This is a genomic window from Peptidiphaga gingivicola, from assembly GCF_001652275.1.
Taxonomy (GTDB): domain Bacteria; phylum Actinomycetota; class Actinomycetes; order Actinomycetales; family Actinomycetaceae; genus Peptidiphaga; species Peptidiphaga gingivicola.
Window position 1 is genome coordinate 408622 of the sequence record NZ_LVZK01000001.1, and the last position, 13134, is coordinate 421755.

10 protein-coding genes are annotated in these 13134 nt (G+C 62.4%); 3 read left to right on the top strand and 7 right to left on the bottom strand.

All coding sequences use genetic code 11. The annotated features are described in order from the left end of the window. Positions 1 to 40: 40 nt before the first annotated feature. From A4H34_RS01690 to A4H34_RS01705, 4 genes are all read right to left on the bottom strand, one after another. On the bottom strand, positions 41 to 301 hold the full coding sequence (locus A4H34_RS01690) for a hypothetical protein (RefSeq protein ID WP_064230861.1): 261 nt from the start codon (positions 299 to 301) through the stop codon (positions 41 to 43). A 356-nt stretch (positions 302 to 657) separates the two neighbouring features. After that, positions 658 to 1206, bottom strand: a complete 549-nt coding sequence (locus A4H34_RS01695) for a hypothetical protein (protein WP_064230862.1) — start codon at positions 1204 to 1206, stop codon at positions 658 to 660. Next, positions 1199 to 2629 carry a hypothetical protein gene (locus A4H34_RS01700; protein ID WP_064230863.1) on the bottom strand — a complete coding sequence of 477 codons (1431 nt, stop codon included), beginning with the start codon at positions 2627 to 2629 and terminating at the stop codon, positions 1199 to 1201. Before A4H34_RS01700 ends, A4H34_RS01695 begins: the two co-directional genes overlap by 8 nt. A gap of 574 nt (positions 2630 to 3203) precedes the next feature. Then, positions 3204 to 5456 carry a ThiF family adenylyltransferase gene (locus A4H34_RS01705; RefSeq protein WP_082902986.1) on the bottom strand — a complete coding sequence of 751 codons (2253 nt, stop codon included), beginning with the start codon at positions 5454 to 5456 and terminating at the stop codon, positions 3204 to 3206. Positions 5457 to 5726: 270 nt separating this feature from the next. Between A4H34_RS01705 and A4H34_RS01710 the strand changes: the two genes are divergently transcribed. Next, a complete protein-coding gene (locus A4H34_RS01710; protein ID WP_064230865.1) occupies positions 5727 to 6680 on the top strand; it encodes a molybdenum cofactor biosynthesis protein MoaE in 954 nt (317 codons plus the stop codon). A gap of 207 nt (positions 6681 to 6887) precedes the next feature. On the opposite strand, the gene A4H34_RS01715 is transcribed toward A4H34_RS01710, so the two are convergent. Then, a complete protein-coding gene (locus A4H34_RS01715; protein ID WP_009198168.1) occupies positions 6888 to 7139 on the bottom strand; it encodes a MoaD/ThiS family protein in 252 nt (83 codons plus the stop codon). Position 7140: 1 nt separating this feature from the next. After that, complete coding sequence (moaA, locus tag A4H34_RS01720) at positions 7141 to 8277, bottom strand: GTP 3',8-cyclase MoaA (RefSeq protein ID WP_064230866.1); 1137 nt, start codon at positions 8275 to 8277, stop codon at positions 7141 to 7143. A 542-nt stretch (positions 8278 to 8819) separates the two neighbouring features. Here moaA and A4H34_RS01725 point away from each other — a divergent pair. Further along, positions 8820 to 10625 carry an HtaA domain-containing protein gene (locus tag A4H34_RS01725; protein WP_064230867.1) on the top strand — a complete coding sequence of 602 codons (1806 nt, stop codon included), beginning with the start codon at positions 8820 to 8822 and terminating at the stop codon, positions 10623 to 10625. Positions 10626 to 10917: 292 nt separating this feature from the next. Here the strand turns inward: A4H34_RS01725 and A4H34_RS11325 are convergent, their stop codons facing one another. Beyond that, complete coding sequence (locus A4H34_RS11325; protein WP_082902987.1) at positions 10918 to 11715, bottom strand: excalibur calcium-binding domain-containing protein; 798 nt, start codon at positions 11713 to 11715, stop codon at positions 10918 to 10920. 274 nt (positions 11716 to 11989) lie between these two features. Here A4H34_RS11325 and A4H34_RS01735 point away from each other — a divergent pair, with 274 nt between their 5' ends. Beyond that, on the top strand, positions 11990 to 12901 hold the full coding sequence (locus A4H34_RS01735) for a DNA-processing protein DprA (protein ID WP_064230868.1): 912 nt from the start codon (positions 11990 to 11992) through the stop codon (positions 12899 to 12901). Positions 12902 to 13134: the final 233 nt, after the last annotated feature.

Genomic DNA, 13134 nt, shown 5'->3' on the forward strand with positions numbered 1-13134 from the left:
TTTTCCAGAGATAGGACAAAGCAGACAGGGACACACCTCTTCACAGGGCGTCTCCCTTTTCTAGACGCAGCCCTAAAGGAAGCAGAGCCTCCGATTTCTGCGCGAGCGCACGATAACGCTCCAAACGCTCGGGGGCCGGTTCGCCGGCGTCGATGGGCTGCTTCACTGCGCAGCCGGACTCGCTCGCGTGGGTGCAGTCGGGAAACCAGCGTTCCTGAGCAAGTTCGCCGACGCCTTCGAGGGTTCGGCCGACGACGTCGTCGCAGTTTTCCGGATAGCCAAGGCCGACCCTACGGGGCACCCCATCAAAGCCCCAGCACCTCGATCGCGCCGCGGCGAACGGCGCTGACGCGAGCGGGCAGGAGTTCGCTCTCTTCGAGCTCGACGGCCAAAGGCGGGCGTTCCTCCAATAAGGTGCGAATCCGAGCATCTCGGAAAGCTCCGCTTGTGACTCCTTACCGCAGAGGCTTCTGTCCATCCCAAGTTTGTCGGCCTCGGGCCTTGGCTCGCTGCTCCTCTGCCCTCAATCGCAACCTTCGGTCCCCGCTCGCTCTGCCGCGACTCACGACTCGCGACGCCGTGGCTCCGGCTCGCTATCTGCTTTGCACCGTTCTTCGATCCGTCTTGCCATCGGGGATGCCCCAGGCTCACAGGTGTTCAGGCCTGGATCGTTCCGGGCTTAGGCTCGTCGTTGAACGGCTCGCTCTTCGCCTTGTCGTTTGACGATCCGACACCGATCGAAGGTCCACCGTCACCCAAAGAGCTGTCGCCGCTCAACGATTTGCTCTCTCCCGAAGACCCGTTGTCGCTCGAAGGCTCTTTGTCGCTCGAAGGTTTGGGCTTGGGAACCGACAAGAAGACGACGGCAAAGACGATCAGCGAGGAAACGATCAGCACGCTGCGCTCCAGGCGCGCCTCATGGCAAAGCCGTTGGATATCCCTCCTTATTCTCTCGTTCGCCTCCATCTTGTAGGCAATGGCGCCGTCGAGATATTTCTGGACCTTGCTCGGACTCTCGACGTCAAAAGAGTCATTGACCAACGGGTCCAGGTCGTCGGAAAAGTTCCAGCCAACAGGATGACAAGACGAGTAAGTGTTTCCGCTCCCAGACTCAATCGAAGGCGGAACGAGAAACAGCCAGAAGAACACAGCGAACGCCGCCAAAGCAACAACGCTCCGCGTAATCAGATAGGCCTTCTTAGACAATTGTGTTTCCTTTCACTCGTTGCGGAGCAGGCTTCGATTCCGCCCAAGGGTCACCTGGATTGCCTTTAATGTAATCCACAGTCTCCTGGAGTCGGCTCCGCGCCTGTGCGTCCTCGCTGACGATCGCTTCGACAGCCAGGTCGAAATTCTTCGCCTCGTTCTCAATGTCATCGGCCAGATTCGCCAACAGCTTCTCTATGCGCACATTCAGGTCGGAGAACGCGTGTGCCGGACCATAGGAACCAATGCCGATGACTCCGCTTCTCAGAAGACACGTAAACATCGAAACGCGAGGCAGACTGTCCTTAGCTTCGATTACGCTTGTGCGCACATCTCCGAATTTGCGGCAAACGCCTTTTGCCTTTCCGTGGTCCACGTTCAGCTCAGGAGCCGGTTCTATTGCACTCGAATCGATAGGGTCCATCGTCACGTCATAATATTTTCTATGGTCACTCTGCGACATCGAATCCAGGTTGCCGATCAGCATACTCTCTACCCCCTTTTCGGCCTTTGTCACGCTCTTATTTATTGCTTCGAAAGCACTGTCGAGCTGGCTTATCGCCGAATCATAGCTATCCACTTTTTCATCGTCAACCATCGCATCTTGAGACGATTTAAGAGTTTGAAGCGCTCTTGATGAAGTTTGAAGAAGCTTTCTCTCTATCACAACCTCTGGTGCTGTGAATATAAATGCTGCATCAATTGTGGCCGAAACGATCTCGAGAACCATTTTGAATCCTTCCCGCTCACTCAACGCCACGGCATCAAAGACCTTGATCCCCTGTTGGAGAGCCTTAACCACGGAAGTGCGCGTTTCTTCGAACATCTTCATTTCGGAGTTCAGCGCTCCGCCAAGCACCATTGTCTTGTCATGAAGACCACCGGTGACGCTGGCAAGTTTAGCCACAAAAGCCTCAACTTTATGGATAACTTCGCCACTCATGTTCCCTAGAGCTTTTCCAGCCTGGTCAAGGTTGGTAAAGATCGTTCCCCCGCCGGTGGACTTGTTACCGACTGTCTTCGGCTCTTTCGCAAGAGGGCTTACGGCGGTTATCCACTTCTCGATCTCGTTGTCGACATTCTTAGGATCAGGAAGCTGTTTCCATGGCTCAACGATCTTGTCTATAGACCAACGAATCTTGTCGAACTCGGACGTGCAATCCGCGCCGCCTCCCCCACTGCCGGAGTCGAGAGCTTCTCCGCCTCCCTGACCGTCCATTCCCGGTCTTGCGATATCCCTGTCGCTAGAACCTACAAGAGGTATCGGAAAAGACACCACGTACCTATCGTCCATAATGGTGCAGTGGGATGTGATTCCGGAGTTTTCAGATATCATGTAGGCGTCAATGGCTGATCGCTTCAGATAGCCGACCAGCTCCGGAACGTCTTTATAATCGTATTCTTTCTTTGGATCGTAAGCCATGATGGCGACCCTTCCATGGTTGTTGTTTGTTTACGTGATCCATATCGATATGCGTGACCCAACTTTTCGTTGGATAAGAACAACCTACCACTCACCCCAACGGCAATCAATGCCTTTTTTGAAAGACTTTTGTTTAGCAAAGTTTCGCCAACCTGCGGGACTAACTTAAACAAGATTGCTACAATATAACATTCTTCAAATAACGCCTACGTATTCATTGGAGTAGTCTCGTTTAAGCGTCCTTTCCATCTATGAGAATCATGCCTTCGGAAGCCGCTCCACCGCGAGCCCTCTCACCATTTGGACACGGACGCCCCTGGGCGATCGGCAACGCACTAAGCTAGGGAGACATCCACTGTTTTCCCTTGCCGGCACTTCGCGGACGCGCCGATTCATCAGACATGAAGCCACGACCGTCCCACGTTCACTGCCGCGGGCGGGACTGCCGGCAAACAGCTGAGGCGCGCTATCCGCAGCCGCACTGTCAGACTGCGAGCGTCAGCGCCCCTGCTTGAACAAGTCAGCAAGTTGCGCCGTCGGGATCTGGTTATCCTGCGGCCGTTGCAGCCGGAAGTCAGTAGCGCGGCATCGACGGATCGACGTAAAGCCACCACTGTTTCAGGCCTCCCGCAACGTTGATCACCTCAACGCCCTCGGCGGCGAGGGCCTTCGCCGCCTGCATCGAGCGGACCCCGCCCAAACAGTAGACGTAGACGGGCCCCTCGGGAAGCCTCTTCGCCGCAGCAGACGGGTCGGCCAAGACGTCGGCGAGCGGAATGTGCGTCGACGGCCGGATCGCGCAAATCGCGCGCTCGTGGGATTCGCGCACATCAAGCATCTTCGCCCCCTGCGCGAGCCTGACCGCCACCTCCCTCACGTTCGCCTCCGGCACATCCACATCATGCCCATTGGGCCGAGCCGCATCCGGCTTTGGCGTGACCGTGCCCGGCCCAGGTTGAGCCACACCTGATTCAGGTTGAGCTACACCTGATTCAGGTTGAGCTGCACGTGGCCTCAGCCTAGTCACGCCTGGTTCAGCCTGAGCCGCACCCGGTTTCGTTTGAAGCGCATCTGCTTCGGGCACGGCCGCACTCGGCTTAGATTGAGCCGTCCCCGGCTTAGACTCGGCCGCACCCTGCCTAGATCGAGCCGCATCCGATTCGGACCGAATCGCACCTCGGGATTGGGCCCTCCTAGACCTGGATTGGGCCGCACCCGGTTCAGAAGCACGCGCCTCCGACGCGTTCGTCTCAGGCGCAGGCATCCTCGACGCACTTGGCCCAGGCACGCTCGGCTCCGAGACGCGCACCTGAGGCGAGCTCGAATCGACGTCGCCCGGTTCATGCGCGCGGGATCCCGTCGCGCCTGACTCGACTGGACGCGATTCGGTCGAGCCCAATTCGGCCGAACCCGATTTAGCCGGGCCCGATTCGGACGCAGCCGCCTTTGCCGCGTCGCCCTGCTCCGAAACTCGCGCCTCCGGTGCATTCGTTTCGAAGACAAACGCCCCCGTTTCACCCGCCTGGGGAATCAACCCTTCAGAAGCGTCGAGCTCAGGCTTAGGCGCCTTTGACGCACCCGCTCCAGGCACCAGCGTCTCGGAGGGGTCAACCCCCGGCAGACCGGCCCCCTGCATGCTCGCTCCGGGAACCCACGTTTCGGAGGGATCAAATTCAGGCTCACGCACCCTCGGCGCACCAGCGCCCGGAACCCACGTCTCAGACGGATCAAATTCGGGCTCAGGCTCCCTCGACGCGTTCGCCCAGGCCATGTCCGCTCCCGGCAACAGCGTTTCGGAAGGATCAAACTCGGGCTCACGCACCTTCGGCATGCTCGCTCCGGGCATGCCCGGCACCAAGGTTTCAGACGCGTCCAACTCTGACCCTCGCGGCCACTGCGCGCCAGGTTCGGCCAGGTGCGATCCAGGCGCATTTGATCCAAGCCCATTTGACCCAAATGCATCTGACCCGAGCCCGCCTCGTTCCGAGCGGCTCGGAACGCCGCATGCATTCATCAAGCGTTCTCCTTTCAGAGGCTCCGGCCTGTCAGGCCTGCCAACCAGGGAAATCGTCTCATATCGGTTGTTCAGGGCGTCTAGCGCCAGCACGGTTCCCAGAAGAGGTTTGCCGACGCCGGTGATGAGCTTGACGGCCTCGCCCGCCATGATCGAGCCGACCTGGCCGCACAAACTTCCAATCACGCCGGCCTCTCCGCAGCTCGACGTCGCCCCGGGGGGCGGCGGGCTCGGAAAGAGGTCGCGCAGGCACACGCCGGGCTCCTTGACGCCGAATTGCCGCGCGCGCCCGCCCGTCCAAAACACCGAAATCTGCGCCGAGTATCGAAGGATCGACCCCCACACTTCGGGAATCGACAATTCGGAGCATGCGGCGTCCACCGCGTAGCGGGTGAAGAAGTTGTCGCTTCCGTCCAATACCACGTCGTAGCCGAACATCAGCTGGGCGGCATTTTCCTCCGTGAGCCGCTCGGGGTACACGATCACGTCGACGTCGGGGTTGAGCGCCTCAATTTTCATTGCGGCGGAAACTGCTTTGGGCATTGCGATCGCAGTCGAATCGTGGATCACCTGCCGATGAAGGTTAGACAGGTCGACGACGTCGTCGTCGACGATCCCGATCGTCCCCACACCGGCGGCGGCGAGGTACATAAGCGCGGGAGACCCCAGCCCGCCCGCGCCGACGACCAGCACGCGCGCCGCGGCCAAACGGGCCTGGCCGTCCTCACCGTGGAGGAGAATTTGGCGCGAGTACCGCGTGCGCTGGCGATTGTCGAGCACACTTTCAGGCTCGACTGCGGGGCGAAGACTCATACCGCCATGGTACCGCCGAGCGTCGCAGCACGCCGATATTCGCAGCACGCGGAGCCTCTGCCGGCGAGCCGACCCTGTGACACGGCGAGCCGACCTTGCGGCACGCCAAGTCAGCGTTGCGGCACGCCGATGCCGATCGGGCATCGCCTTGCGCAAAGTAATGAAGAAGAGCGGCGCGTCGCGCCGAAGGGCGTCGCAGAGGACGCGAGCAAGCACAGCCCACATCCGCGATGCGAAGCGGAATGCACGCATCGATTAAACTCGTGGCACATGAGGATCGCCGTCATAACAGTCTCCGACCGCACGTTTTCCGGGCAACGCAAGGACGTTTCCGGCCCGCTCGCCGTCCGGCTTCTCGCCGACTTCGGCGAAGTCGAGGGGCCCGCGGTGGTGCGCGACGGCGTCGAATCGGTGCAGGCGGCGATCCGCAAGGCGGTTGACTCGGGGGCGGACGCCATCCTCACCGTGGGCGGCACGGGAATCACCAGCCGCGATCTCACGCCGGAGGCGACCGAGCCGCTGCTCGCGCGCAGGCTCATCGGCGTCGAAGACCTTCTGCGGGACAATCCCCGAGTTCCCACCGCCGCCCTCTCCCGCGGGGTGGCTGGCGTCATCGAGGGGGACGGGCACAGGGTTTTCATCCTCAACGCGCCCGGATCGACGGGCGGCGTGCGCGACGCCGTCTCCGCCGTCGGCCCCCTTCTGGGGCACATCGTCGACCAGCTGGCGGACGGCGACCATCCCGCGCCGCACAAGGCCGCCACAATAGCCATTCAGAATCGAGGCCGCAGCGACGGCTCCGACGCCGAGGCGATCGTCGCCGGCGTCACCGCCGAGCCCATCGACATGGAGGCCCTCGCCGCCGCCGTGGACGATCCAAGCGCGGGCGCAATCGTCACGTTCTGCGGGCAGGTGCGCAATCACGACGACGCCCGGCCGGTGGTGTCCATCGATTACGAGGCGCACCCCGAAGCCGGAAACGTCGTTCGAAAGATCGCCGCCGACGTCGCCGCCGGAAGCGGGGCGTGCAAGATCGCGGTGCTCCACCGCACAGGAGGTCTGCGCGTGGGCGAGATCGCGCTGGGCGCAGCGGTTTCAGCCTCCCACCGGAAAGAGGCGCTGCGCGTCCTCGAGGCCGTCATCGAGCGGGTCAAGCTCCGCCTGCCCATATGGAAACGGCAGGAATTCGCCGACGGCTCGGCGGAGTGGACCGGCCAGGCTTAATCCGCGGCTCGGCGGAACGGTCCGGCCAAGCCTAGTCGACGGCGCGGCGGGATCGACCATGGGCCACGTAGACGGGGCGCGGCGGGATCGACCGGTATTCCTCGCCGTTGAGCACGTAGCAGGACGACTGGAACCCCCGGCGCAGCGGGATCGACCCCGCCGAACAGTTTGCGAAATTCCGTGAGCGCGCCAGGCAGACGGCTCGGCTCATCCGCCGGCGAACGGCGGGAGGACGTCCGCCCTGACGGCGCCGGAAGGCAAAAGCGCGGCGTCGTCGGCGTGGGCGCCGTCGATCAGAAGCGCGCTGACGGCGAGCTGCCTGGCGAAGCCGGCCCCCCGAGCGGCGATCAGGGCCGCACGCAGATCCCCGACGGTTGCGCCCGCGGGCAGGCTGACGCTTTCCTCGGTCACGCCGGCAGCCTCTGCCACAGCGGCGAAGTATCGCAAGTTGACTGTCATTTCATCCTCCGATCGCGCTCATCGTGCGCGAAGGCTGCAAAAAACTCGGATCGTCCACGCCGTGTCCGGGCTGCTTGCCCCACATGGCCGCACGCCAAGCATCGGCGATTGTATCGTCATCGGCGCCCGCGCGCAGAAGCGAACGAAGGTCCGTTTCCTCCCGAGCGAAAAGGCAGGAGCGAACCTGGCCGTCCGCGGTCAGCCTCGTGCGGTCGCAGTCCCCGCAAAACGGGCGGGTGATCGACGCGATGACGCCCACCGTCCCGCCGGGGTGCTCGACGCCGTCGACCTTGCCGGGTGCGACGTCCCACAGTTCGGCGGGCGAGCTCCCCCTTTCCGTCCCCGGCCGCGCCACAAGCTCGAAAGCGCCTTCCAACCTGCTCAGGATCTCCTCGGCCGCAACCATCCCGGAACGCGTCCACTGCCCGCTGGGCCCAAGCGGCATCTGTTCGATGAAACGCAGTTCGTAGCCGCTTGCGAGCGCTTCCGCCACCAGCCTGACGGCCTGCGCGTCGTTGACTCCCCTGACGAGCACCGCGTTGACCTTCACGGGGAGCAGGCCCGCCTCCGCCGCGGCACGGGCGCCGGCGACGGCGTCGTCGAAGCGGTCTCTGCGTGTGAGGGCGGCGTAAGTCTCCCGATCCGCGGAATCCATGGAAACGTTGACCCTCGTCAAGCCCGCCTCTTTCAGCCCGCGCGCGCGGTGGCGCAGGCCGAGGGCGTTCGTCGTCAGCGAGGTTTCAACGGGCGTCCCGACGTCGGTGCAAAGGGACGACGTCGCCGCCACAATCTCCTCCAGCCCCTTTCGCAGCAGAGGTTCGCCGCCGGTGAACCTCACCTCGCGCACACCGAGCCTCTCGACGGCGATGCGCACGAGCCGCACCACCTCGGCGTCGGTCAGAATGCGCTCGCCGGGAGCGGGCTGCACCCCCTCGGGGGGCATGCAGTACGTACAGCGAAGATTGCATTTGTCGGTGAGCGAGACCCGCAGATCGCGCGCGACGCGTCCGAAACGATCGATGAGCTCCGGCACGCGCGGGCGGTCCGCTGGGGCCGCACCGCTCGCCCTCAGTCTGGGCAAGCCGAGATGCACCACCGGATTCGCCCGTACGGGCGTCGGGACAGACGTGGTGTTCATGTATTCCTTTATGCCTTCGTGCGTCAGACGTGAACGCACCGCAATCCTACACGGACATTGCGGCAGCTTCGTTCCTGCCACATCCAGTTGCCGCCAAATTCAGGCATCACTACATTCATTTATCTAGTGAAGACCTTGCGCTCACGACATCAAAAACCGTATATACACTTTTTTGTTCGGCAGTCCATAACTCTTTTCAGACGTTAACGCAAGACCTCTAAAAAGAAAGGTCGAGATTTTTGATCAGTTTTAAGCACTTAAGCACAGTTCGTCACATCTTCAGACCCGAAACACAAACAGTCACGGAACGAGTAAAACGCTCAGAGGCGGCTTCGTCAGAAGCACGCACGCCATTACGCGACCGTAAAATAGCAAATAACAAGAATGAACTTCTCTAAGTTGACCGCAAGATTCAAGTGAAAAAGAGACCCTGGTGAACGGATCTACACTCATGTAAGCTCCAGATGCGAAGAGTATCGCAACCGACATTCTTGTCACCGCTCTCGCACACTTAAAACAACCGAATAACCGAAGGAACATCAATGCACAACAATCGCGTTCCTCGGCGGACTCGTCGCTCGCTCGCCACCGCAACAGTTCTCACCGCGGCCGCCGCACTGGCCGCCGCGCCCCTGTTCAGCGCGTCGGCCTTCGCGGCTCACGAGTCTGCGCCGGGAAGCATCTCGCGACTCGAGCCAGCCAAGCCCGCCCAGCTCACAGGTTCGGCGGAATGGGGCCTGCGTCAGAGTTTCCGCAGCTACATCAAGACCGGTCCGGCACACGGAAGCTGGGAGCTTCTCGACGGCGCGACCGGGGAATTCAACTTCCCGGTGGACGACGGACAGTCGATCACCGCCGAAACCCCCGGAACGATCACATTCAAGGGCGGTGTGCACTTCACCGGGCACGACGGCCAGCTCGACATCACGATCGCCAACCCGGTCGTGAAATTCACCGGCCCGGACACCGCCGATTTGCTCCTCAACGTCAAGAGCAAGGCGATGGGCGCTGCCGACGTCACCGACTACGGTCAGATCGAGTTCGCCAAGCTGAGCAACATCACGATTCAGCACGACGGCGAAAAGAAACTCACCGTGAAGGCTCCCAAGGTCGTCTTGACCGCGAAGGGCGCCCAGGGCTTTGCGAACTTCTACAAGGAGGGAACGGAGCTCGACCCCTTCAATTTCGAAATCAACGAAACGGCCGCCCCTTCGCCTACGCCTACGCCGACGCCGAGCCCCACGGACCCAGCGCCCAGCCCGACCGACCCGTCGCCCTCGCCGACACCGACACCGGACCCCTCGCCCAGCGACCCGGCACCCAGCCCGACGGACCCGGCGCCCAGCCCGACCGACCCGTCGCCCTCGCCGACACCGACACCGGACCCCTCGCCCAGCGACCCGGCACCCAGCCCGACCGACCCGTCGCCCTCGCCGACACCGACACCGGACCCCTCGCCAAGCCCCACCAAGCCAACGCCGAGCCCAACCGACCCGGCGCCCAGCCCCACCAATCCGTCGCCCTCGCCGACACCGAGCCCGACCGACCCGGCCCCTTCGCCGACTCCGACACCGGATCCCTCGCCCAAGCCTCCGGCTGACAACAGCCAGAAGCCGATCGCGGATCTCTGCTTGGCCGATGATGCCTGCAACCTCTACTTCGCAGATCAGTTCCCGGCCTCCATCGCGAAGCTCGGCATGAAGATCCCTGCGGGCGGCGAGGTCATCGCGGGTGACTGGGACGGCGACGGCGTTTCGACCGTCGCGATCCGCAACGGCGAGAACTACACCTTCTACGATTCCAACCGGTCTGACGCGAAGACCACCACTGCGACCTTCCCCGGAACGGGATCGGGTCAGGTGCTCGTGGCCGACTTCAACGGCGACAAGAAGGACGACATCGCCGTCAAGAACGGCAACGTCTTCTCGATCAAGTACAACGCCACCGCCTCGGGCGCGGCCGACGCCGCCGTTCCCTACGGCAAGGCTGAGGATTACGGCCTCGCGGGCGACTGGGACGGCGACGGCAAGGCCACCCTCGGCGTCCGCCGCGGGTACACCAACCTCCTTCGAGACACCCTGACGGGCGGCGAGGCCGATCGCACCTTCGCCTACGGGCGCAACGACGACGTCGCATACGTCGGCGACTGGAACGGCGACGGCAAGGACACCGTGGCCGTCCGACGCGGTGCGACCCTGTTCGTGAAGAACGCCCTCTCCGGAGGCGACGCAGACACGTCCTTCACCTACGGGCGGGCCAGTGACAAGCTCGTCGTGGGCGACTGGACCGGCACGGGCAAGGACACCGTGGCCGTCGTACGCGAGCAAGCAAAGGGCGGCCTTGGCTGAGTGCTGCTGAGCAACGCCTCGTTGCGGGGCGGGTGCGGCGTCGCCTGACGGCACGCTGCGCTTGCCCCGCGGCATGTCGGACGCTGCCCGACGGCGGGCCGGCCTAGGGCGCGGACGGCCTCAAACATGTGTCGTCCGCGCCAGACGCGTGCAGGCCTGTCCCTCGCACGGGCGCGTCCGCCTAGGCGAAAAGCGAGGCCAGCGGCGGCGGTTGAGTCGCGAACTCATCCGCCGCCGCTGGCCTTTTGGTTCTCTTCAGTTCTATCGGCTGTCGTTGTCTCCAGTCGCGCCCTTATCTGCGCTCGCAGGCGACGCCGTCGTTGTCCCTATCCAAACCCGGCCGATACCCGGGTTGGCCTCTGTAAAGGGGCGCCGCCCCCGCGGCCCGCGCCGCTGCGCAGTTCGGGTAATACGCCGACCCGCCCGACGAGCGGCCCGTCCCGTACCCGGATCCGCCAGACGAATCGGAGCCGCCGGACGCACCCGAGGCGCCCGATGCTCCCGCGCCGCCGCTCGAGGCCCCAGAATCGCCTGCCGTCCCCGAACCGCCGAGAGTCTGCGTCACCGCGGACGACCGCTGGGAATTCTGGGACGCCTGCTTCGCATTGTCCAACTGAGACTTGCAAGAGTCCCGCTCGCTCGTCAGGGTCGAAATCTGCGTCGAGAGCTCGGAAATGCGCTTCGAGTCGGATTTCTGCGCCTCAACCTCCTGCTCCAACGTCGATTTTTCATTGCGAAGATCTTTCAACTCTTGCCGGGCCGAGTTCAGATCCTTCTCAACGGCCGCCGAACGGGTTTGGAGCTGCCGGAACTGCGGCGAATCGGTGACGTCGCCCTGGGAATGAATTCCATACCCGAATAGCAATCCCAACGCCACGAGTCCGCCGCGCGCGGCCCAGCGCTTCGCCGTCTGGCGGGACCCCGAATCCGCAGCTCCGAGCTCTTGCGGGGGAATGCCTGCTTGGTTGAACTCGCCGGTTTGCCCCGGTGCCGGGGCTTGCCTGAACGCGCCGGCGCCGCCCACCGCCGGAAAGCCTCCGGCAGCCTCCCAGGCACCGTAGGGGGAAGAATTGTATTGACCTTCGGTCATGATGCTGCCTCCATCGTCTTAAGTCGCTTCAACGCCGTAGCGACCACCACGCATTGCGATCCGTGGTAAGCCGGATCGCAGAGGAATTCTACCAGCTCGAAAGCTATTGACCTGTGGGAAACGCCCTGGTTCCGACTGAAACGATACGCGCACCCAACTCGGGGCGATCCGCCTGACGGTGGCAGCCGCTCGCCTTGCCTCTGTCTCTTGAGCGCCGCTTGTCGGTAGAATCAAAAGCAGACACCGTCCTCCACCCGGCGAAAGGAGCAACAGCATGATCAACGACGAGCTCGCAGTCCTTGCCCTCGCGTATGGAATCACAGGTTTGACTCCAGCCAAAATTCGCGCCGCACTCGACAACGCCGACGACGCCTTGTCGGCCCTCAAAGATGCCTTGTCGGGGATAGGAGCAACGGCCCCCGGCGAAGTCGAAACTGAGTTGGCAGCCGCTGAGAAACGCGCGGCGAAATGGGAGTCGTTGGACATGCAGGTTCTCACCTGCCTCTCATCGAACTATCCCGTCCAGCTACTTGACGTCTACGATTACCCTCCCGTTATTTTTACTCAAGGAACCCTTCCCGCGTTCGGGAAAGAATCTGGCTTCGCAGTCGTCGGCTCGCGCGCGGCGTCGCTGCAAGAGCTCGCCCAGGCTCGGGACATCGCTTTCGCTGTGGTCCAATCCGGCTACAGCGTTATTTCCGGTTTGGCCGCGGGAATTGACACAGCCGCCCACCAGGCTGCCCTCGAGTGTGGAGGCAGAACAGTCGCCGTTGTCGGGACGGGTCTCGAACAAGCTTATCCGCGCCACAATGCTGATCTTCATCGCGATATCGTTGCTTCTGGCGGCTTGGTCCTCTCACAATTCGCACCGGGAACACCGATCAAGCGCCACTCTTTTCCCATGCGTAACGCGACGATGTCCGCCTATGCCCTTGGCACGATCGTCGTTTCAGCCGGTGAGAAATCAGGAACTCGGCACCAAGTCCAAGCCGCCCTGAAACATGGACGGCCAGTTGTTCTTTGCCCTCAAGTCGTCGAGTCGACCACGTGGGGGCGAGCCTTAGCTGCTGATCCTCTCGCGAGCGTGAGCGTTGCGCACACTCCCGACGACGTCATAGATTGCCTCAACACCGCGCTGACATTGCCATCTGAATTTTTCCACGATGTCCAGCTCGCGCTTATCTGACGTCAAGCAAGGCCTTCTTCGGCGCATCGCATTTACAACGCGCAATGTCCGCAAGGATATCGAGGAAGGAACCCTCGTCTCAATGGTTCATCTGTGCGGGTTGTGCTCGGCCCCAGTAGATTCGAAATACTCTTACTGTTTTCGCTGTAAACAGGCCACCACATACAGATCTATCGTCGAAGGGGTTGTTCCACTCGCATTCGCACCGAAAGACGAACAATTTTACCGAGATC

What these genes read in the sequence shown, in the direction of transcription:
- A4H34_RS01725 (WP_064230867.1), top strand. Translation starts at nt 8,820, where the DNA reads ATGCACAACAATCGCGTTCCTCGGCGGACTCGTCGCTCGCTCGCCACC.
- A4H34_RS11325 (WP_082902987.1), bottom strand. Translation starts at nt 11,715, where the DNA reads ATGACCGAAGGTCAATACAATTCTTCCCCCTACGGTGCCTGGGAGGCT.
- A4H34_RS01715 (WP_009198168.1), bottom strand. Translation starts at nt 7,139, where the DNA reads ATGACAGTCAACTTGCGATACTTCGCCGCTGTGGCAGAGGCTGCCGGC.
- moaA (WP_064230866.1), bottom strand. Translation starts at nt 8,277, where the DNA reads ATGAACACCACGTCTGTCCCGACGCCCGTACGGGCGAATCCGGTGGTG.
- A4H34_RS01700 (WP_064230863.1), bottom strand. Translation starts at nt 2,629, where the DNA reads ATGGCTTACGATCCAAAGAAAGAATACGATTATAAAGACGTTCCGGAG.
- A4H34_RS01710 (WP_064230865.1), top strand. Translation starts at nt 5,727, where the DNA reads ATGAGGATCGCCGTCATAACAGTCTCCGACCGCACGTTTTCCGGGCAA.
- A4H34_RS01735 (WP_064230868.1), top strand. Translation starts at nt 11,990, where the DNA reads ATGATCAACGACGAGCTCGCAGTCCTTGCCCTCGCGTATGGAATCACA.
- A4H34_RS01705 (WP_082902986.1), bottom strand. Translation starts at nt 5,456, where the DNA reads ATGAGTCTTCGCCCCGCAGTCGAGCCTGAAAGTGTGCTCGACAATCGC.